General features: G+C 52.2%; 23 protein-coding genes and 1 pseudogene. 18 read left to right on the top strand and 6 right to left on the bottom strand.

What is annotated here, in order from left to right:
* Positions 1 to 143 precede the first annotated feature (143 nt).
* From kbaZ to ESM_RS0115720, 12 genes are all read left to right on the top strand, one after another.
* A complete protein-coding gene (kbaZ, locus tag ESM_RS0115670; protein ID WP_000681963.1) occupies positions 144 to 1,424 on the top strand; it encodes a tagatose-bisphosphate aldolase subunit KbaZ in 1,281 nt (426 codons plus the stop codon).
* 26 nt (positions 1,425 to 1,450) lie between these two features.
* Positions 1,451 to 1,924 (top strand): PTS N-acetylgalactosamine transporter subunit IIB, encoded by a 474-nt coding sequence (gene agaV, locus ESM_RS0115675; protein WP_001132993.1) that lies wholly within the window; start codon positions 1,451 to 1,453, stop codon positions 1,922 to 1,924.
* Between the two features lie 10 nt (positions 1,925 to 1,934).
* On the top strand, positions 1,935 to 2,714 hold the full coding sequence (gene agaW / locus ESM_RS0115680; RefSeq protein WP_000406200.1) for a PTS N-acetylgalactosamine transporter subunit IIC: 780 nt from the start codon (positions 1,935 to 1,937) through the stop codon (positions 2,712 to 2,714).
* Entirely contained in the window at positions 2,704 to 3,582 is an 879-nt protein-coding gene (gene agaE, locus ESM_RS0115685) for a PTS N-acetylgalactosamine transporter subunit IID (protein ID WP_010379159.1), read from the top strand. Before agaW ends, agaE begins: the two co-directional genes overlap by 11 nt.
* A 17-nt stretch (positions 3,583 to 3,599) precedes the next feature.
* Positions 3,600 to 4,034: a PTS galactosamine/N-acetylgalactosamine transporter subunit IIA gene (gene agaF, locus ESM_RS0115690; protein ID WP_000948828.1), complete on the top strand. Its 435-nt coding sequence runs from the start codon at positions 3,600 to 3,602 to the stop codon at positions 4,032 to 4,034.
* A gap of 32 nt (positions 4,035 to 4,066) precedes the next feature.
* Positions 4,067 to 4,408, top strand: a complete 342-nt coding sequence (locus tag ESM_RS1000000128715) for a hypothetical protein (RefSeq protein ID WP_143403480.1) — start codon at positions 4,067 to 4,069, stop codon at positions 4,406 to 4,408.
* Between the two features lie 90 nt (positions 4,409 to 4,498).
* Complete coding sequence (locus ESM_RS0115695) at positions 4,499 to 5,653, top strand: AgaS family sugar isomerase (RefSeq protein ID WP_001114899.1); 1,155 nt, start codon at positions 4,499 to 4,501, stop codon at positions 5,651 to 5,653.
* A gap of 12 nt (positions 5,654 to 5,665) precedes the next feature.
* Positions 5,666 to 6,526 (top strand): tagatose-bisphosphate aldolase subunit KbaY, encoded by an 861-nt coding sequence (gene kbaY / locus ESM_RS0115700; protein ID WP_000022752.1) that lies wholly within the window; start codon positions 5,666 to 5,668, stop codon positions 6,524 to 6,526.
* A 166-nt stretch (positions 6,527 to 6,692) separates the two neighbouring features.
* On the top strand, positions 6,693 to 7,169 hold the full coding sequence (agaB, locus tag ESM_RS0115705) for a PTS galactosamine transporter subunit IIB (RefSeq protein ID WP_000098037.1): 477 nt from the start codon (positions 6,693 to 6,695) through the stop codon (positions 7,167 to 7,169).
* Positions 7,170 to 7,207: 38 nt separating this feature from the next.
* On the top strand, positions 7,208 to 8,011 hold the full coding sequence (agaC, locus tag ESM_RS0115710) for a PTS galactosamine transporter subunit IIC (protein ID WP_000544465.1): 804 nt from the start codon (positions 7,208 to 7,210) through the stop codon (positions 8,009 to 8,011).
* Complete coding sequence (gene agaD, locus ESM_RS0115715) at positions 8,001 to 8,792, top strand: PTS galactosamine transporter subunit IID (RefSeq protein ID WP_000534352.1); 792 nt, start codon at positions 8,001 to 8,003, stop codon at positions 8,790 to 8,792. Before agaC ends, agaD begins: the two co-directional genes overlap by 11 nt.
* 228 nt (positions 8,793 to 9,020) lie before the next feature.
* Positions 9,021 to 9,734 carry a galactosamine-6-phosphate isomerase gene (locus tag ESM_RS0115720; protein ID WP_001194135.1) on the top strand — a complete coding sequence of 238 codons (714 nt, stop codon included), beginning with the start codon at positions 9,021 to 9,023 and terminating at the stop codon, positions 9,732 to 9,734.
* Between the two features lie 65 nt (positions 9,735 to 9,799).
* Here ESM_RS0115720 and rsmI read toward each other — a convergent pair whose 3' ends face one another.
* Positions 9,800 to 10,663 carry a 16S rRNA (cytidine(1402)-2'-O)-methyltransferase gene (rsmI, locus tag ESM_RS0115725; protein ID WP_000809251.1) on the bottom strand — a complete coding sequence of 288 codons (864 nt, stop codon included), beginning with the start codon at positions 10,661 to 10,663 and terminating at the stop codon, positions 9,800 to 9,802.
* A 64-nt stretch (positions 10,664 to 10,727) separates the two neighbouring features.
* On the opposite strand from rsmI, the gene lpoA reads away from it, so the two are divergent.
* From lpoA to dolP, 4 genes are read left to right on the top strand one after another with little or no spacing between them, the layout of a single operon-like run.
* Positions 10,728 to 12,764: a penicillin-binding protein activator LpoA gene (gene lpoA / locus ESM_RS0115730; protein WP_000249173.1), complete on the top strand. Its 2,037-nt coding sequence runs from the start codon at positions 10,728 to 10,730 to the stop codon at positions 12,762 to 12,764.
* A complete protein-coding gene (locus ESM_RS0115735; RefSeq protein ID WP_000246845.1) occupies positions 12,722 to 13,117 on the top strand; it encodes a YraN family protein in 396 nt (131 codons plus the stop codon). The genes lpoA and ESM_RS0115735 overlap by 43 nt, the downstream gene beginning before the upstream one ends.
* A 19-nt stretch (positions 13,118 to 13,136) precedes the next feature.
* Positions 13,137 to 13,727, top strand: a complete 591-nt coding sequence (gene diaA, locus ESM_RS0115740; protein WP_000893477.1) for a DnaA initiator-associating protein DiaA — start codon at positions 13,137 to 13,139, stop codon at positions 13,725 to 13,727.
* A 9-nt stretch (positions 13,728 to 13,736) separates the two neighbouring features.
* Complete coding sequence (dolP, locus tag ESM_RS0115745; RefSeq protein ID WP_000646038.1) at positions 13,737 to 14,312, top strand: division/outer membrane stress-associated lipid-binding lipoprotein; 576 nt, start codon at positions 13,737 to 13,739, stop codon at positions 14,310 to 14,312.
* 112 nt (positions 14,313 to 14,424) lie between these two features.
* Here dolP and ESM_RS0115750 read toward each other — a convergent pair whose 3' ends face one another.
* From ESM_RS0115750 to ESM_RS0115760, 3 genes and pseudogenes are all read right to left on the bottom strand, one after another.
* The gene (locus ESM_RS0115750; RefSeq protein ID WP_000918622.1) at positions 14,425 to 15,465 is read right to left on the bottom strand and encodes a permease; all 1,041 of its coding nucleotides are present in this window, start codon (positions 15,463 to 15,465) and stop codon (positions 14,425 to 14,427) included.
* Positions 15,466 to 15,537: 72 nt separating this feature from the next.
* A pseudogene (locus ESM_RS01000000125065) lies at positions 15,538 to 16,172 on the bottom strand (NAD(P)H-binding protein).
* Between the two features lie 42 nt (positions 16,173 to 16,214).
* Complete coding sequence (locus tag ESM_RS0115760) at positions 16,215 to 16,637, bottom strand: YhbP family protein (RefSeq protein WP_000449448.1); 423 nt, start codon at positions 16,635 to 16,637, stop codon at positions 16,215 to 16,217.
* Positions 16,638 to 16,687: 50 nt separating this feature from the next.
* Here ESM_RS0115760 and yhbQ point away from each other — a divergent pair, with 50 nt between their 5' ends.
* A complete protein-coding gene (gene yhbQ, locus ESM_RS0115765) occupies positions 16,688 to 16,990 on the top strand; it encodes a DNA damage response exodeoxyribonuclease YhbQ (RefSeq protein ID WP_000189335.1) in 303 nt (100 codons plus the stop codon).
* On the opposite strand, the gene ESM_RS0115770 is transcribed toward yhbQ, so the two are convergent.
* Both ESM_RS0115770 and ubiT read right to left on the bottom strand, forming a co-directional pair.
* Positions 16,977 to 17,480: a GNAT family N-acetyltransferase gene (locus ESM_RS0115770; RefSeq protein ID WP_000908549.1), complete on the bottom strand. Its 504-nt coding sequence runs from the start codon at positions 17,478 to 17,480 to the stop codon at positions 16,977 to 16,979. The two genes, yhbQ and ESM_RS0115770, sit on opposite strands and share 14 nt — an antisense overlap.
* Positions 17,474 to 17,998, bottom strand: a complete 525-nt coding sequence (ubiT, locus tag ESM_RS0115775) for a ubiquinone anaerobic biosynthesis accessory factor UbiT (protein ID WP_001517154.1) — start codon at positions 17,996 to 17,998, stop codon at positions 17,474 to 17,476. Before ubiT ends, ESM_RS0115770 begins: the two co-directional genes overlap by 7 nt.
* Before the next feature lie 208 nt (positions 17,999 to 18,206).
* Here ubiT and ubiU point away from each other — a divergent pair, with 208 nt between their 5' ends.
* On the top strand, positions 18,207 to 19,202 hold the full coding sequence (gene ubiU / locus ESM_RS0115780) for a ubiquinone anaerobic biosynthesis protein UbiU (RefSeq protein WP_001517155.1): 996 nt from the start codon (positions 18,207 to 18,209) through the stop codon (positions 19,200 to 19,202).
* Position 19,203: the final 1 nt, after the last annotated feature.

Genomic DNA, 19,203 nt, shown 5'->3' on the forward strand with positions numbered 1-19,203 from the left:
TTTCAGAAACTTTCATTATGTTTCTTTTGTGAATCAGATCAGAAAACTATTATCTTTCGTTTTATTTTTATCTCACCATGACGCAGTATCAATTGAAACAAAACGAAAGATCAAGGTTGCAGTAATCTAAACTGGAGAGGAAAGTGAAACATCTGACAGAAATGGTGAGGCAGCACAAAGGGGGCAAAACAAATGGGATTTATGCCGTTTGTTCCGCACATCCGCTGGTGCTGGAAGCTGCCATCCGCTACGCCTTCTCAAACCAAACGCCACTACTGATTGAAGCAACGTCCAATCAGGTGGATCAGTTCGGCGGTTATACCGGAATGACGCCTGCCGATTTTCGCGGCTTTGTTTGTCAGCTTGCCGACTCGCTGAATTTCCCACAAGACATGCTAATTCTCGGTGGCGATCATCTGGGACCTAACCGCTGGCAAAACCTGCCCGCAACCCAGGCGATGGCTAATGCCGATGATTTGATAAAAAGCTACGTCACGGCGGGATTCAAAAAAATTCACCTTGATTGCAGCATGTCCTGTCAGGGCGATCCGATCCCCTTAACCGATGACATCGTTGCTGAACGCGCCGCTCGCCTGGCGAAAGTGGCGGAAGAAACCTGCCGTGAACACTTTGGCGAGGCCGATCTGGTGTATGTCATTGGAACTGAAGTTCCGGTTCCTGGCGGCGCACATGAAACCTTAAGCGAACTGGCAGTGACTACACCGGATGCCGCCCGCACCACGCTGGAAGCCCATCGTCATGCTTTTGAAAAGCAAGGTCTGAATGCCATCTGGCCACGTATTATTGCGCTGGTGGTACAACCCGGCGTCGAATTCGATCACACCAACGTTATTGATTATCAGCCTGCAAAAGCGATCGCCTTAAGTCAGATGGTCGAAAACTACGAAACACTGATTTTCGAAGCTCATTCTACCGATTATCAAACACCGCAATCGCTGCGCCAGTTGGTCATTGACCACTTTGCCATTCTGAAAGTTGGCCCGGCGCTGACCTTCGCCCTACGTGAAGCCCTGTTTTCTCTGGCGGCTATCGAAGAAGAACTGGTGCCAGCAAAAGCCTGTTCTGGTCTGCGTCAGGTACTGGAAAACGTGATGCTCGACCGTCCGGAATACTGGCAAAGCCATTACCACGGGGACAGGAACGCGCGTCGTCTGGCACGCGGCTACAGTTACTCGGATCGCGTGCGTTATTACTGGCCAGACCGGCAGATTGATGATGCTTTCGCCCACCTGGTCCGCAACCTGGCAGATGCGCCAATTCCGCAGCCACTCATCAGCCAGTACCTGCCGCTGCAATACGTAAAAGTTCGCTCCGGTGAGCTACAGCCAACGCCACGGGCACTCATTATTAACCATATTCAGGACATCCTGGCGCAGTACCACGCTGCCTGTGAAGGCCAGTAAGCCATAACAAAAACGAGGAACACGCTATGCCAAATATTGTTTTAAGCCGGATTGATGAACGCTTGATTCACGGTCAGGTCGGCGTTCAGTGGGTTGGATTTGCGGGGGCAAATCTGGTTCTGGTAGCCAATGATGAGGTTGCCGAAGATCCGGTACAACAAAACCTGATGGAAATGGTGCTGGCAGAAGGGATCGCCGTGCGTTTCTGGACACTACAAAAAGTGATCGACAACATCCACCGCGCTGCTGATCGGCAGAAAATCTTGCTGGTTTGTAAAACACCAGCCGATTTCCTGACGCTGGTTAAAGGTGGAGTTCCGGTTAACCGCATTAACGTTGGCAATATGCACTACGCCAATGGCAAGCAGCAAATCGCCAAAACGGTTTCTGTGGATGCGGGCGATATCGCGGCATTTAACGACCTGAAATCCGCAGGGGTGGAATGCTTCGTTCAGGGCGTCCCGACAGAACCTGCTGTGGACCTCTTTAAATTACTTTGAGGGATTCATCATGGAAATCAGTCTGTTGCAGGCATTCGCGTTGGGCATTATCGCCTTTATCGCTGGCCTGGATATGTTTAACGGCTTAACCCATATACACCGCCCGGTGGTTCTCGGGCCGTTGGTCGGGCTGGTACTTGGCGATCTGCATACCGGTATTTTAACTGGCGGTACACTGGAGCTGGTGTGGATGGGGCTGGCTCCACTGGCGGGCGCACAGCCACCTAACGTGATTATCGGTACTATCGTCGGCACGGCATTTGCCATCACTACCGGCGTGAAACCGGATGTCGCGGTCGGCGTCGCCGTACCTTTCGCGGTCGCGGTACAAATGGGGATTACCTTCCTGTTCTCGGTGATGTCTGGTGTGATGTCCCGCTGCGACCGAATGGCGGAGAATGCCGATACGCGCGGTATTGAGCGCGTAAACTATCTGGCGCTACTGGCGCTCGGCACCTTCTATTTTCTCTGCGCTTTCCTGCCAATTTACTTCGGTGCGGAACATGCCAAAACCATCATTGATGTCCTGCCGCAACGGTTAATCGACGGCCTCGGCGTCGCGGGCGGCATCATGCCAGCAATCGGTTTTGCCGTACTACTGAAAATCATGATGAAAAACGTCTATATCCCTTACTTCATCCTGGGGTTCGTTGCCGCCGCCTGGCTCAAGTTACCGGTGTTGGCTATTGCCGCCGCCGCGCTGGCGATGGCGCTGATCGACCTGCTGCGTAAATCTCCTGAACCGACTCAACCTGCGGCACAGAAAGAGGAATTTGAAGATGGCATCTAATCAAACGACCCTGCCGAACGTCAGCGAAAATGAAGAAACACTGCTGAACGGCGTCAATGAAAACGTATATGAAGATCAGAGCATTGGCGCAGAGCTAACGAAAAAAGATATCAATCGCGTCGCATGGCGTTCCATGCTGTTACAGGCTTCTTTCAACTACGAACGTATGCAGGCTTCCGGTTGGCTGTACGGTCTGTTACCTGCACTGAAAAAGATCCACACCAATAAACGCGACCTGGCGCGCGCCATGAAAGGGCATATGGGTTTCTTCAATACTCACCCGTTTCTGGTGACGTTTGTTATTGGCATTATCCTCGCGATGGAGCGTTCCAAGCAGGACGTTAACAGTATTCAGAGCACCAAGATTGCTGTCGGTGCGCCGCTGGGCGGGATTGGCGATGCGATGTTCTGGCTGACGTTGCTACCAATTTGTGGCGGGATTGGTGCCAGTCTGGCGTTGCAAGGATCTATTCTCGGCGCTGTCGTATTTATTGTTCTGTTCAACGTGGTGCATCTCGGTCTGCGTTTTGGCCTTGCGCATTACGCTTATCGCATGGGCGTCGCGGCGATCCCGCTGATTAAAGCGAATACCAAAAAAGTCGGCCATGCGGCGTCTATCGTCGGGATGACGGTAATCGGCGCGCTGGTTGCAACCTATGTCCGTTTAAGCACCACTCTGGAAATCACGGCGGGCGACGCAGTGGTTAAGTTGCAGGCTGACGTTATCGACAAACTGATGCCTGCCTTCTTACCGCTGGCCTATACCCTGACCATGTTCTGGCTGGTACGTCGCGGCTGGAGTCCGTTGCGCCTGATTGCAATCACGGTGGTTCTCGGCATCGTCGGTAAATTTTGCCATTTCCTTTAAATACAATGAGGTAATAGATGTTAAGTATTATTTTGACAGGGCATGGCGGATTTGCCAGCGGCATGGAAAAAGCGATGAAACAAATTCTCGGTGAGCAATCGCAGTTTATCGCCATCGATTTTCCGGAAACCTCAAGCACCGCGCTGCTTACATCGCAGCTTGAAGAAGCCATCGCCCAACTGGATTGTGAAGACGGCATTGTTTTTCTGACGGATTTGCTCGGCGGCACGCCGTTTCGCGTGGCTTCAACGCTGGCGATGCAAAAACCGGGCTGTGAAGTGATCACCGGCACCAATTTGCAACTGTTACTGGAGATGGTGCTGGAACGTGAAGGGTTAAGTAGCGAAGAGTTTCGCGTGCAGGCGTTGGAGTGCGGACACCGTGGGCTGACCAGTCTGGTGGACGAGCTGGATCGCTGCCATGAAGAATGTCCGGTCGAGGAAGGGATATAAGGTAAGCGCCCCGCCGCTGTTAGTAAAAGACAGTGGGTGACGTTTTACACTTTCGTTTCTTTTCTGGCTTTCACTTCCCCCCGCAAGGTCTTTCTTTTGTTTTGACCTTTGCACCGGTGTCGGATGCGACGCTGACGCGTCTTATCCGACCTACGGAGCGTCGTTGCGGCGTAAATGTCGGATGTCTTATCCGACCTACGGCTGGTGACAGCCAGGCGGATAAGGCGTTTACGCCGCATCCGGCAATCAGTGCTGATATTTACACCATCATGCAATCCCTTTCACTTCTCTTATCTTTTCTTTCAACGATCACAAATTTCGTTTTATTTCTTTTTTCACCATTGAACTTTCAGTTTCTTTTCTATAAATTTTAATCAACGAAAGAAATAACCAAGTGAAATGAAACGAAAGGCAAGCGAAAGCTACCCGCCTGAAGTCAAGTTCATCAGACTAAGGATTGCGTTATGCCAGAAAATTACACCCCTGCTGCTGCAACCACCGGCACATGGACTGAAGAAGAGATCCGCCATCAGCCTCGCGCATGGATCCGTTCGCTCACCAACATCGACACGTTACGTTCTGCGCTCGATAACTTCCTTGAACCGTTACTGCGCAAAGAGGATCTGCGGATCATCCTGACCGGAGCCGGAACCTCGGCATTTATCGGTGACATCATCGCGCCATGGCTCGCCAGCCAGACTGGAAAAAACTTCAGCGCCGTACCGACCACCGATCTGGTCACTAATCCAATGGATTACCTGAATCCAGCTCATCCTCTGCTGCTGATCTCCTTCGGTCGTTCCGGCAACAGCCCGGAAAGCGTCGCTGCCGTGGAACTGGCGAATCAGTTTGTGCCGGAGTGCTACCACTTGCCGATCACTTGTAACGAAGCGGGCGATCTCTATCAAAATGCGATTAACAGCGACAACGCGTTTGCCCTGCTGATGCCAGCAGAAACGCACGATCGCGGCTTTGCGATGACCAGCAGCATTACCACCATGATGGCCAGTTGCCTCGCGGTTTTCGCGCCAGAGACGATCAACAGCCAGACCTTCCGTGACGTGGCGGATCGTTGCCAGGTAATCCTGACCTCGCTGGGCGATTTCAGCGAAGGTGTGTTTGGTTACGCGCCGTGGAAACGGATCGTTTATCTCGGCAGCGGTGGCTTACAAGGCGCGGCACGCGAGTCGGCGTTGAAGGTACTGGAACTGACTGCGGGTAAGCTGGCGGCCTTTTATGATTCCCCAACCGGATTCCGTCATGGCCCGAAATCGCTGGTCAATGACGAAACGCTGGTGGTGGTGTTTGTCTCCAGCCACCCTTATACCCGTCAGTATGATCTTGATCTGCTGGCAGAATTACGCCGCGATAACCAGGCAATGCGCGTGATCGCCATCGCCGCTGAAAGCAACGACATTATCACTGCGGGTCCGCATATCATCCTGCCGCCGTCCCGTCACTTTATCGACGTTGAGCAGGCATTTTGCTTCCTGATATACGCTCAGACGTTTGCACTGATGCAGTCGCTGCATATGGGCAATACGCCGGATACCCCATCAGCCAGCGGCACCGTTAACCGTGTGGTGCAAGGTGTCATTATTCATCCGTGGCAGGCATAAGAGGATCGCATTATGAGCATTATCTCCACCAAATATCTGTTACAGGATGCCCTGGCCAATGGTTACGCAGTGCCTGCCTTTAACATTCATAACGCCGAGACGATCCAGGCGATCCTCGAAGTATGTAGTGAAATGCGATCGCCGGTGATCCTCGCCGGGACGCCGGGCACCTTTAAACATATCGCCCTGGAAGAGATCTACGCCCTGTGTAGCGCCTATTCCACGACCTACAACATGCCGCTGGCGCTGCATCTCGACCACCACGAATCGCTGGATGATATTCGCCGTAAAGTCCACGCCGGCGTGCGCAGTGCGATGATCGACGGCAGTCACTTCCCGTTTGTCGAGAACGTGAAGCTGGTGAAATGGGTTGTCGACTTCTGCCACTCGCAGGATTGCAGCGTGGAAGCGGAACTGGGTCGCCTGGGCGGTGTGGAAGATGATATGAGCGTTGACGCCGAAAGCGCATTCCTTACCGACCCACAAGAAGCTAAACGCTTTGTCGAACTAACGGGCGTCGACAGCCTGGCGGTGGCGATTGGTACGGCGCACGGGTTATACAGCAAAACGCCGAAGATTGATTTCCAGCGACTGGCGGAAATTCGTGAAGTGGTGGATATTCCACTGGTGCTGCATGGTGCCAGCGATGTCCCGGATGAATTTGTCCGTCGCACTATTGAACTTGGCGTCACAAAAGTGAACGTTGCCACGGAATTAAAAATAGCCTTCGCTGGCGCAGTAAAAGCCTGGTTTGCGGAAAATCCGCAAGGTAATGATCCTCGTTATTATATGCGCGTCGGCATGGATGCAATGAAAGAAGTTGTCAGAAACAAAATTAATGTCTGTGGTTCAGAAAATAGAATTTCCGCGTAATTATTGATTTTTTACGATTTATTTGAGTGTGCTGCCCGGTTAATATCGGGTAGTGCCTTAATGGCAAAGGAGATTATTAAAATTTAATAAATACACCAATATAATATCGCAACAGTAATATATTTAAATAAATTATATTATTCAACTTTTATGGTGAGGATTAAAAATGAGCAGTCCAAATATTCTCTTAACCCGTATTGATAATCGTCTGGTTCATGGCCAGGTTGGCGTTACCTGGACATCCACCATCGGCGCAAATTTGCTGGTGGTCGTGGATGATGTTGTCGCTAATGATGATATTCAACAGAAATTAATGGGCATTACCGCGGAAACTTACGGTTTTGGCATTCGTTTCTTTACTGTCGAAAAAACCATTAACGTCATCGGCAAAGCTGCACCACATCAGAAGATATTCCTGATTTGCCGTACACCGCAAACAGTACGTAAATTGGTGGAAGGGGGAATAGAACTGAAAGACGTTAACGTCGGCAATATGCATTTCTCGGAAGGGAAAAAGCAAATCAGCAGTAAAGTTTATGTCGATTTTCAGGATCTCGCTGATTTACGTTTTATTAAGCAACGCGGCGTGAATGTTTTTATTCAGGACGTCCCCGGTGATCAAAAAGAACAAATACCTGACTAAATCTAAAATCGCCTTAATATTGGTTTGAGGTAATAAAAATGCATGAAATAACCCTAATTCAGGGGCTATCCCTGGCGGCATTAGTTTTCGTTCTGGGGATTGATTTTTGGCTGGAAGCCTTGTTTTTATTCCGTCCGATAATCGTTTGTACCCTTACTGGAGCAATACTCGGTGATATTCAGACCGGCTTAATTACCGGTGGTCTGACAGAACTGGCGTTCGCCGGATTAACCCCTGCCGGTGGTGTTCAACCGCCCAACCCTATCATGGCGGGTCTGATGACTACCGTCATTGCGTGGTCTACGGGGGTGGATGCCAAAACGGCAATTGGTCTTGGCCTGCCGTTTAGTTTGTTAATGCAGTACGTCATTCTGTTTTTCTATTCCGCTTTCTCATTATTTATGACCAAAGCGGATAAATGCGCGAAAGAGGCGGATACGGCCGCGTTTTCCCGACTTAACTGGATAACGATGCTGATTGTTGCCTCTTCATATGCAGTGATTGCGTTTCTTTGTACCTACCTGGCGCAAGGCGCGATGCAGGCGCTGGTAAAGGCGATGCCAGCCTGGTTGACTCATGGTTTTGAAGTGGCCGGCGGTATTTTACCTGCCGTTGGTTTTGGTCTGCTGCTGCGCGTGATGTTCAAAGCGCAATACATCCCTTACCTGATCGCCGGTTTCCTGTTTGTTTGCTACATCCAGGTCAGCAACCTGTTACCGGTCGCCGTACTGGGGGCAGGTTTTGCGGTGTATGAATTTTTCAATGCGAAATCCCGGCAGCAAGCGCAACCGCAGCCCGTTGCCAGTAAAAATGAAGAAGAGGACTACAGCAATGGGATCTGAAATCAGTAAAAAAGATATCACCCGTCTGGGCTTTCGTTCATCGCTGCTGCAAGCGAGCTTTAACTACGAAAGGATGCAGGCGGGGGGATTTACCTGGGCGATGTTGCCGATCCTGAAAAAGATTTATAAGGACGACAAACCGGGCTTAAGCGCGGCGATGAAAGATAACCTCGAATTTATTAACACCCACCCGAATCTGGTCGGATTCCTGATGGGATTACTCATTTCGATGGAAGAGAAAGGGGAAAATCGCGACACCATTAAAGGCCTCAAAGTGGCGCTGTTTGGCCCAATCGCCGGGATTGGCGATGCGATTTTCTGGTTTACCTTATTGCCGATTATGGCAGGGATTTGCTCATCGTTTGCCAGCCAGGGAAACCTGTTGGGGCCGATTCTGTTTTTCGCCGTTTACCTGCTTATCTTTTTCCTGCGCGTTGGCTGGACTCACGTTGGTTATTCGGTCGGTGTGAAGGCGATTGATAAAGTGCGAGAGAACTCGCAGATGATCGCCCGTTCGGCAACTATCCTCGGGATCACGGTAATCGGCGGGCTGATCGCTTCGTATGTACATATTAACGTCGTGACGTCGTTTGCTATCGACAGTACTCACAGCGTCGCGCTGCAACAGGATTTCTTCGATAAAGTCTTCCCGAATATTTTGCCGATGGCTTACACCCTGTTGATGTATTACTTATTACGGGTGAAAAAAGCGCATCCGGTGCTGTTAATCGCCGTCACGTTCGTGCTTTCCATCGTTTGTTCCGCATTCGGTATTTTGTAAATGGAATGAGGCACTGCGCCTGACGGTGCCTCAGATTGTTGACAAAGTGCGCTTTGTTCATGCCGGATGCGGCGTGAACGCCTTGTCCGGCCTACAAAAGCACACAAATTCAATATATTGCAGAGATCACGTAGGCCTGATAAGCGTAGCACATCAGGCAATTTAGCGTTTGTCATCGGTCTTCGCATCGCGCCTGACGGTGCCTCTCTACACAAGGAATTTCTCCTCATGCAAACCTTACAGCACTTCGATGACTACACTGCGCTCAGTGAACACGCCAGCGAACATTTGCTGACGTTAATCCGCAACACCCCCAATGCAGTCATCTGCCTCGCGACCGGCGCAACCCCCGTGCTTACCTACAGTTATCTGGTGGAAAAAATCCACCAGCAGCACGTTGATGCCAGCCAACTGACCTTCGTGAAGCTCGACGAATGGGTAGATCTGCCATTAACCGCGCCCGGCACCTGCGAAACCTTCCTTCAGCAACATATCGTGCAGCCGCTGGGGTTACGTGAAGACCAGCTCATCAGCTTTCGTTCCGAAGGGATAAACGAGACAGAGTGCGAGCGGGTAACGGATTTAATTGCGCGCAAAGGTGGTCTCGATTTGTGCGTTCTCGGATTGGGGAAAAACGGTCATCTGGGACTGAACGAACCGGGAGAAAGCCTGCAACCGGCCTGCCATATCAGCCAACTTGATGTGAAAACCCAGCAACATGAGATGTTAAAAACCGCTGGTCACCCCGTGACCCGGGGGATCACCTTAGGCTTGAAGGATATTCTCAATGCCCGCGAAGTTTTGCTACTGGTGACTGGCGAAGGAAAGCAGGATGCGACAGAACGTTTTCTCACAGCCACAGTCTCCACCACTATCCCCGCTTCGTTTTTATGGCTACATAACCATTTCACATGTTTGATTGATGGGATGCGTCATCGTTAACATCCCCCTAAGCCAGGCAAAAGCAAGTGGCCCCTGGGTTCTTCAAACGGGGCCCCGGAGATATATCACTCCCCTTGCTGCTCCAGCGCATACTTATACAGCGCGTTTTTCTTCACGCCGTGAATTTCTGCTGCCAGCGCCGCCGCTTTTTTCAGCGGCAGTTCTGCCTGCAACAGCGCCAGCGTGCGCAGCGCATCGGCGGGCAAATCATCCTCCTGTGCTTTATGCCCTTCGACAATCAGCACCATTTCACCTTTGCGGCGATTTTCATCTTCTTTTACCCACGCCAGCAGTTCGCCTACGGGCGCGCCGTGAATGTTTTCCCAGGTTTTGGTCAGTTCGCGAGCCAGCACTACGTAGCGCGATTCGCCCAGCACCGCGACAATATCTTCCAGGCTGTCTAACAGACGGTGGGTGGATTCATAAAAAATCAGCGTGCGCGGTTCCGTTTCAATGGCTTTTAGCGCATCACGGCGACCTTTTGATTTAGCAGGCAGGAAACCTTCATAACAAAAACGATCTGATGGCAAACCCGCGGCGCTTAATGCTGTAATGGCAGCACACGGCCCCGGTAGCGGCACCACGCGAATATCCGCTTCACGGCAGGTGCGCACCAGATGGTAGCCAGGGTCGTTAATCAGCGGCGTTCCGGCATCGGACACCAGCGCAATGTTTTGCCCCTCTTGCAGTTTCGCCAGCAGTGTTTCTGCTTTCTGTTGTTCGTTATGGTCGTGCAAGGCGAACAATCGGGCGTTAATCCCAAAATGTTGCAGCAGTAAACCGGTATGACGCGTATCCTCGGCGGCAATCAGATCAACGGCCTGCAATACCTCCAGCGCACGCTGGGTGATATCTGCCAGATTGCCGATTGGCGTCGGTACAATGTAGAGCTGACCTTGAGAATTATCCGCCGATTGGTGTTGTTTCATTGTGTCGTCCGTATTGCCGATTTAATATTGAGCATTGCGTAAAAAAAATATCACTGGATACATTATGGTACCCTCAACATTTTCTCGTTTGAAAGCCGCGCGTTGTCTGCCTGTTGTTCTGGCAGCCCTGATTTTCGCCGGTTGTGGCACCCATACCCCCGATCAGTCCACTGCCTATATGCAGGGCACGGCGCAGGCTGATTCTGCCTTTTATCTGCAGCAGATGCAGCAAAGCTCTGATGATACCAGGATCAACTGGCAATTACTCGCCATTCGTGCACTGGTGAAAGAAGGTAAAACCGGGCAAGCGGTAGAATTATTTAACCAACTGCCGCAGGAACTGAACGATACCCAGCGTCGCGAGAAAACTCTGCTGGCAGTAGAAATTAAACTGGCACAGAAGGATTTTACTGGCGCGCAAACCTTGCTGGTTAAAATTACTCCGGCAGATTTAGAGCCAAACCAGCAGGCACGTTACTGGCAGGCAAAAATCGATGCCAGCCAGGGGCGTCCTTCCATTGATTTATTGCGCGCTTTAATTGCTCAGGAACCGCTGCTCGGGGCGAAAGAAAAACAGCAAAATATTGACGCTACCTGGCAGGCGCTCTCCTCCATGACTCAGGAGCAGGCGAATACGCTGGTGATCAACGCCGACGAAAATATCCTGCAAGGCTGGCTGGATCTGCAACGCGTCTGGTTTGATAACCGCAACGATCCCGACATGATGAAGGCCGGCATTGCCGACTGGCAGAAACGTTACCCGAACAATCCGGGCGCGAAAATGCTGCCAACGCAGTTGGTAAACGTAAAAGCGTTTAAACCAGCGTCAACCAATAAAATCGCCCTGCTGTTGCCGTTGAATGGTCAGGCTGCGGTGTTTGGTCGCACTATTCAGCAAGGATTTGAAGCGGCGAAAAATATCGGTACTCAACCAGTAGCAGCGCAGGTAGCTGCCGCACCTGCCGCGGACGTCACAGAACAGCCCCAACCGCAAACCGTGGATGGCGTTGCCAGCCCGGCACAGGCCTCTGTTAGCGATCTGACGGGTGAAGAAACCGAGGCACAGCCGGTGCCTGTAAACACCCCAACTGCAACCACCGCAGCAGTAAGCGCACCAGCAAATCCGTCAGCAGAACTGAAAATCTACGATACTTCTTCACAACCGCTTAGCCAGATCCTCAACCAGGTACAGCAGGACGGCGCGAGTATTGTGGTCGGCCCGCTGCTGAAAAATAACGTTGAAGAGTTGCTGAAGAGCAACACCCCGCTGAACGTGCTGGCGCTTAACCAGCCGGAAAATATCGAAAACCGTGCCAACATCTGTTATTTCGCGCTGTCGCCGGAAGATGAAGCGCGCGATGCAGCACGTCATATTCGTGACCAGGGCAAACAAGCGCCGCTGGTGCTGATCCCGCGCAGTTCGCTGGGTGATCGCGTAGCAAATGCGTTTGCGCAAGAGTGGCAGAAACTGGGCGGCGGCACCGTTCTACAACAAAAATTCGGCTCTACCAGCGAATTACGCGCGGGTGTCAACGGCGGTTCAGGTATCGCTTTAACGGGGAGTCCGATTACCCCCAGAACGACAACCGATTCCGGCATGACCACAAACAACCCAACGCTGCAAACCACGCCAACCGATGACCAGTTCACCAATAATGGCGGTCGTGTCGATGCGGTATACATTGTGGCAACGCCAGGCGAAATCGCCTTCATCAAGCCGATGATTACCATGCGTAACGGCAGCCAGAGCGGCGCAACGCTGTACGCCAGCTCCCGCAGCGCACAAGGCGCCGCGGGTCCTGATTTCCGCCTGGAGATGGAAGGTTTACAGTACAGTGAAATCCCAATGCTGGCAGGGAGTAACCTGTCATTAATGCAGCAGGCACTCAGTGCTGTGAACAACGATTATTCGCTGGCGCGAATGTATGCAATGGGTGTCGATGCCTGGTCACTGGCGAATCATTTCTCGCAAATGCGCCAGGTTCAGGGGTTTGAAATCAACGGTAATACCGGAGGTCTGACGGCTAACCCGGATTGCGTGATTAACAGGAAGTTATCATGGCTACAGTACCAACAAGGTCAGGTAGTCCCCGCCAGTTAACCACTAAACAGACCGGCGATGCGTGGGAAAAACAAGCGCGTCGCTGGCTGGAAGGCAAAGGACTGCAGTTTGTCGCCGCCAACGTGAACGAGCGTGGCGGCGAGATCGATTTGATAATGCGTGAAGGCCAGACCACCGTTTTTGTCGAGGTGCGTTACCGCCGCTCTGCACTCTACGGCGGCGCAGCAGCCAGTGTGACCCGTAGCAAACAACACAAATTATTACAGACTGCCCGCTTGTGGCTCGCGCGCCATAATGGGAGTTTTGATACTGTGGATTGCCGGTTCGATGTGGTAGCCTTCACCGGGAATGATGTTGAGTGGATTAAGGATGCCTTTAATGACCACTCATAATTAAGGTTTAAGGATTAGCGTGCTAGAAAGAATAAAAGCTTGCTTCACTGAAAGCATTCAAACTCAAATTGCGGCGGCAGAGGCGCTTCCGGATGCCATCTCCCGTGCAGCCATGACGCTGGTTCAGTCTCTGCTTAATGGCAACAAAATCCTCTGTTGTGGTAATGGGACTTCCGCTGCCAACGCACAGCATTTTGCTGCCAGCATGATCAACCGTTTCGAAACGGAGCGGCCCAGCTTACCTGCCATTGCACTAAATACTGATAATGTTGTCTTAACGGCGATTGCCAATGATCGCTTGCATGATGAAGTATATGCAAAACAGGTACGGGCGCTGGGACATGCGGGAGATGTGCTGTTAGCCATTTCTACTCGCGGTAACAGCCGCGATATCGTTAAAGCTGTTGAAGCCGCCGTTACGCGTGATATGACTATTGTGGCATTAACCGGCTATGACGGCGGTGAACTTGCAGGGTTGTTAGGGCCGCAAGACGTGGAGATCCGTATTCCTTCGCATCGTAGTGCTCGCATTCAAGAAATGCACATGCTGACGGTAAATTGCCTGTGCGATCTGATCGATAACACGCTTTTCCCTCACCAGGATGATTAAGGAGAATACATGAAGGCATTATCGCCAATCGCAGTCCTTATTTCCGCACTGCTGTTGCAAGGTTGTGTTGCTGCTGCCGTAGTGGGTACAGCCGCTGTGGGAACTAAAGCAGCGACCGATCCGCGCAGTGTCGGCACCCAGGTGGACGATGGCACCCTGGAAGTGCGCGTTAACAGCGCATTGTCGAAAGATGAACAAATTAAGAAAGAAGCGCGCATTAATGTAACGGCCTATCAGGGCAAAGTGCTGCTGGTTGGGCAGTCACCAAACACCGAACTTTCGGCTCGTGCAAAACAGATTGCGATGGGCGTAGACGGTGCCAACGAAGTGTATAACGAGATTCGTCAGGGCCAACCAATTGGTCTGGGCGAAGCGTCGAATGATACGTGGATCACCACTAAAGTTCGCTCGCAGTTGCTGGCAAGCGACCTGGTGAAATCGTCTAACGTGAAAGTAACCACCGAAAACGGCGAAGTGTTCCTGATGGGGCTGGTGACTGAGCGTGAGGCGAAAGCGGCGGCAGATATTGCCAGCCGGGTGAGTGGTGTGAAACGTGTGACCACGGCATTTACGTTTATTAAATAACAGCTCTTTGTAAAGCCTGATGTGACGCTGCCGCGTCTTATCAGGCCTACAATGGCACAAACCACAGGTCGGATAAGGCGCTTGCGCCGCATCCGACATGTTTTCCCTCGAATCAGAACAACAGCGCCAGACTGCCGACAATAACACCCGATACCGCCACCATCGCTCCCGTCAGCCATAATGCCTTCGCCGGAAACGCTTTGCGCAGCATAACTAACGACGGCAAACTCACCGCCGGAAGGGTCATCAATAATGCCAGCGCCGGAGCGGTTCCCATCCCTGCCAGCATCATCGTCTGCACAATCGGAATTTCTGCCGCCGTGGGAATGACAAACAAGCATCCCGCTACCGCCATCGCTATCACCCACATCAGGCTATTATCGACAGCGCCATCAGCATGGGGGAACAGCCAGACGCGAGCAGCCCCCAACGCCAGCACTGCCAGGATATAAACCGGGATCGTACTCCAGAAAAGCGTCCACAGCGCCCTGCCCCAGCGGCTAAAAAATCTGCCCTGCACTTCTGGCATGTCGATTTCGACCGGTGCCTGCGTTTGCGGTGTCTCACGCACCCATTTTTGTACCAGTGTTGCAATCAGCAACACCATCACCAGACCCGCCACCAGGCGAATCGCCGCAAAACCCCAGCCGAGAACAAAGCCCATAAACACCAGCGTTGCTGGGTTTAACAACGGATTCCCCATCCAGAATGCCAGCGCCCCTCCCATCGACACTTGTTGGCGGCGCATCCCCGCCGCGACCGGTGCCGCACAGCAGGTACACATCATTCCAGGCAGTGAAAACAGCGTTCCCAGTAACGTCCCGCGAAAGCGCGATTGTCCAAGCGTGCGCAACAACCAGTCACGAGGGATCAATACCTGAATCAACGATCCGAGGAGCACACCCAGCACCGCCGCTTTCCATACTGCAAGAAAGTAGATCATCGCGTAATCCAACGCTGCCTGCCACGGATTGGCATCCGCCTGTACGAGGATTGATTTACCGATGCTGTGGGTTTCGGCGGCGGTAAAGGCCTTACCGTAGTAGGGTTGCCACTTCACATACCAGAGTCCGGCAATGACAACGAGAAAGAAAAGCGCGGGTTTCCACCACTGAATGGGCGTTGCCGCCTGAGATGAAGACTGACCAGCCATAGCATTCCCCAGGAAAAAGTTATGATAATTGAGCGCGAGAATATTACGCTCACCATCAATTATTGGGAATAATTATTCAGCTCTTTTGCGTAATTCTGAAGAGCTTAAAATGGTCACGCCTTCATGCTCTGGCCGCATCGCTTCTGCCAGCATTACCCGCGCCACGTCTCGCGCATCAATGGATTTCCAGTTCCCTGGTAGCAAACGGAACAGTGGCGCAAAAAGGGTTTCGTTCATCCGCTGTTTGTTACGATCGCCCAGCAACATCGACGGGCGAGCGATGGTCAGTTTCGGCCAGTTCTGAGCAATTAACGCCTCTTCCATCTCCCCTTTGACGCGGTTATAAAAAAATGGTGAATGCGCGTTTGCCCCCATCGCACTGACCACCAGCATATGCTGCGCGCCCAGCCGCCGTCCGGTTAATGCCGTATCCACCACCAGCGTGTAATCAGCGTGAATAAATGCCTCTTTACTGCCCGCCTCCCGCCGCGTGGTGCCAAGGCACAAAAAACAATGTCTATCGGATCGGTGACCTGCGCCAGCGCGTCGGTCAATTGTGGATCGTGTGGGTTATAGACTCCCGGCATATCTGCTAATGGGCGTCGCGTCGGCGCGGCAATAGCCTGTACTTTCGGTTCATTAATCAACATCCGCAGTAGATGCCCACCCACCAGCCCCGTTGCGCCTGTAATTAAAACCTGACTCATATTGCCTCCGGCCCTGTATATGTACTCATGTTTAACTATAGGTTACCGTTGCCAGACCAGTTTTTTCCCAAAGCCCAGCGTGTTGTCGGTGAATTTTATCTCATCGAGGCGGATTTCCCACACCGGTGCCGACAGCGTCCGGGCAACCGGGAAGCGGCGATTATAGGCCTGACGTGCGAGGTCACTTTCCTCACCTTCCAGTCTGCGGATCTCACCTTTAAACTGCACGCCACGAATTAATGCCACCGTTTTCGGCTGACCATTTACCGTTCCGGCAACCGGAGCCTGCGGCCCGCTCATCTGCGCATGGCGCGTTTTTTCTTCCGTCAAAATGTAAAATGCAACTTTCTGCGCATCAAAAAGATAAAAGGCATTGGCGCACCACAGTTCCCCGTCCTGCTGCACGCACCAGGTGACAACATGTTGTTTTGCCAGCCAACGGCTAATTGCGGTGAGTGTTTCCATTTCTGTTCTCTTTTATACTGTTGGCCAGACCTTAACATGTGACACAGACGATGACACCCTGGTTCCTTTACTTGATTCGTACCGCCGACAATAAGCTTTATACCGGGATCACCACGGACGTCGAACGCCGCTATCAGCAGCATCAAAGCGGTAAAGGGGCGAAAGCACTGCGCGGGAAAGGCAAACTGACATTGGCATTTTCCGCACCGGTTGGCGACCGTTCGCTGGCATTACGGGCGGAATATCGCGTCAAGCAACTGACCAAACGACAGAAAGAATGCCTGGTTGCGGAAGGCGCTGGGTTTGCAGAGTTATTAAGTAGCCTGCAAACCCCGGAGGTTAAAAGCGATTGAAGTGATCGTGGTACTCAACCAGCCCGGTTACACCATTCAGCGCGTCATCCGCTAAACGATGTACCAGGAAGGCACTTTCTGTGCCCGGCCAGCGGCAACGCAGATCGTGATGCGCCGCCAGTTCAAAGCCAAAACGGCTGTACAGCGCCGGATCGCCCAGCGTTACCACTGCGGCATAGCCGAACTCATTAAGCGAATCCAGTCCTTCATAGACCAGTTGGCGTGCCAGCCCTTGCCCGCGATATTTTTCATCTACCGCCAGCGGAGCCATGCCAACCCATTGCAGGTCTTCGCCCTGCACATCTACCGGACTGAATGCCACATAGCCAATGACCTGGCCTTCGTCATCTGTCGCCACCAGTCCCAGCGTCAGAAAGCCATCTTCACGCAGATCGTGAACCAGCTTCGCTTCCGCATCGCTTTCGAATGAACGACGCAGCAGGGCATCAATACCCGGCGCATCAATGGGAATTTCTACTCGAATTAGCATGGTTCACCTACCGATGTCTGTTTGGTTTCAGGCGTGGTTTTCATCCCCGCCTCAACAAAATCCGCCAGTTGCAGCAGCATCATGCGTAAGGCTTTTGGCATTTGCTCCAGTTCAATGGCGTCCATCAGGTTTTTCACATACAGCCCCAGCTCCGTATCACCTTCAATCACTAGCCGACGCTGGAAGAAAAGTGTATCCGGATCCTGTTTACGCGCTGCGATCATCAGCAAATCGCTGGCGTCGGCACTAAAACTCACGTCTGCTTGCGCGTTCTGGCTAACGACCAGTTTGCCATTCACCACCGAGGTAAACCATTGCAGGTCAATATCACGCACATGAATACTTAACCAGCGGCCTTCAAGGAACTCCAGCTCGCCATCGTCCAGCGCCTGGCGGAATTGCCAGCTTAAGACTTGCTCAAGAACCTGGCGTTTTAGCGCAAATGGCGTCAGTTTTACCGGTACACTCAACAGAGATGGCCCCAAATGCACAATACGGGAACGCAGTTTATCCAACACGAGTTTTACTCCCTGTTTCAACAATCATCCTATTTTGCCATATCAGGAAAATAACATAGCGGTATAAATCAACAATTCCATATGAAATTGCTGCTACCACCAATACAACTTTAACTGCCTTAAATCAAAAATTGTCGCAGCAAGGTTAACTAAAATCCCAGTTCGTTAACATTTTTGCGTTTTGATAGCGCAACCTTCAGGAAAAATTATGGAGCTGCTCTGCCCTGCCGGAAATCTCCCGGCGCTTAAGGCGGCCATCGAAAACGGCGCAGATGCTGTTTATATCGGGCTAAAAGATGATACCAATGCCCGTCACTTCGCCGGCCTTAACTTTACCGAGAAAAAATTGCAGGAAGCGGTGAGTTTTGTCCATCAACATCGCCGCAAACTTCACATCGCGATTAACACTTTTGCGCACCCGGACGGCTACGCCCGCTGGCAACGTGCCGTGGATATGGCGGCACAACTGGGTGCCGACGCGCTGATCCTTGCCGATCTTGCCATGCTGGAGTACGCCGCCGAGCGTTACCCACATATTGAGCGTCACGTGTCGGTGCAGGCTTCAGCGACCAATGAAGAGGCAATTAACTTTTATCATCGCCATTTTGATGTCGCCCGCGTGGTGCTACCACGCGTACTGTCGATTCACCAGGTGAAACAACTGGCACGGGTCACGCCAGTTCCGCTGGAGGTCTTTGCTTTCGGCAGCCTGTGCATTATGTCGGAAGGACGTTGCTATCTGTCGTCGTATCTGACCGGTGAGTCGCCCAACACCGTGGGTGCGTGTTCTCCTGCCCGCTTCGTGCGCTGGCAACAAACGCCGCAGGGGCTGGAATCCCGCCTTAACGAGGTGCTGATCGACCGTTATCAGGACGGCGAAAACGCAGGTTATCCGACGCTGTGTAAAGGGCGTTATCTGGTGGACGGCGAGCGCTATCACGCACTGGAAGAACCAACCAGTCTCAATACCCTGGAACTGCTGCCTGAGCTAATGGCGGCGAATATTGCTTCGGTGAAAATCGAAGGCCGCCAGCGTAGCCCGGCGTATGTCAGCCAGGTGGCGAAAGTCTGGCGTCAGGCTATCGACCGTTGTAAGGCCGATCCGCAAAACTTCGTGCCGCAAAACGCGTGGATGGAGACGCTCGGGTCGATGTCCGAAGGCACGCAAACCACCCTTGGCGCATATCACCGTAAATGGCAGTGAG

Origin of the sequence: Escherichia sp. TW09308, assembly GCF_000208565.1 — a bacterium.
GTDB lineage: Bacteria > Pseudomonadota > Gammaproteobacteria > Enterobacterales > Enterobacteriaceae > Escherichia > Escherichia marmotae.

Bases quoted from the DNA above. Each gene is read 5' to 3' on its own strand.
- agaV (WP_001132993.1), top strand. From the start codon at position 1,451: ATGCCAAATATTGTTTTAAGCCGGATTGATGAACGCTTGATTCACGGT.
- agaW (WP_000406200.1), top strand. From the start codon at position 1,935: ATGGAAATCAGTCTGTTGCAGGCATTCGCGTTGGGCATTATCGCCTTT.
- agaE (WP_010379159.1), top strand. From the start codon at position 2,704: ATGGCATCTAATCAAACGACCCTGCCGAACGTCAGCGAAAATGAAGAA.
- agaF (WP_000948828.1), top strand. From the start codon at position 3,600: ATGTTAAGTATTATTTTGACAGGGCATGGCGGATTTGCCAGCGGCATG.
- ESM_RS0115695 (WP_001114899.1), top strand. From the start codon at position 4,499: ATGCCAGAAAATTACACCCCTGCTGCTGCAACCACCGGCACATGGACT.
- kbaY (WP_000022752.1), top strand. From the start codon at position 5,666: ATGAGCATTATCTCCACCAAATATCTGTTACAGGATGCCCTGGCCAAT.
- agaB (WP_000098037.1), top strand. From the start codon at position 6,693: ATGAGCAGTCCAAATATTCTCTTAACCCGTATTGATAATCGTCTGGTT.
- agaC (WP_000544465.1), top strand. From the start codon at position 7,208: ATGCATGAAATAACCCTAATTCAGGGGCTATCCCTGGCGGCATTAGTT.
- agaD (WP_000534352.1), top strand. From the start codon at position 8,001: ATGGGATCTGAAATCAGTAAAAAAGATATCACCCGTCTGGGCTTTCGT.
- ESM_RS0115720 (WP_001194135.1), top strand. From the start codon at position 9,021: ATGCAAACCTTACAGCACTTCGATGACTACACTGCGCTCAGTGAACAC.
- rsmI (WP_000809251.1), bottom strand. From the start codon at position 10,663: ATGAAACAACACCAATCGGCGGATAATTCTCAAGGTCAGCTCTACATT.
- lpoA (WP_000249173.1), top strand. From the start codon at position 10,728: ATGGTACCCTCAACATTTTCTCGTTTGAAAGCCGCGCGTTGTCTGCCT.
- ESM_RS0115735 (WP_000246845.1), top strand. From the start codon at position 12,722: ATGGCTACAGTACCAACAAGGTCAGGTAGTCCCCGCCAGTTAACCACT.
- dolP (WP_000646038.1), top strand. From the start codon at position 13,737: ATGAAGGCATTATCGCCAATCGCAGTCCTTATTTCCGCACTGCTGTTG.
- ESM_RS0115750 (WP_000918622.1), bottom strand. From the start codon at position 15,465: ATGGCTGGTCAGTCTTCATCTCAGGCGGCAACGCCCATTCAGTGGTGG.
- ESM_RS0115760 (WP_000449448.1), bottom strand. From the start codon at position 16,637: ATGGAAACACTCACCGCAATTAGCCGTTGGCTGGCAAAACAACATGTT.
- yhbQ (WP_000189335.1), top strand. From the start codon at position 16,688: ATGACACCCTGGTTCCTTTACTTGATTCGTACCGCCGACAATAAGCTT.
- ESM_RS0115770 (WP_000908549.1), bottom strand. From the start codon at position 17,480: ATGCTAATTCGAGTAGAAATTCCCATTGATGCGCCGGGTATTGATGCC.
- ubiU (WP_001517155.1), top strand. From the start codon at position 18,207: ATGGAGCTGCTCTGCCCTGCCGGAAATCTCCCGGCGCTTAAGGCGGCC.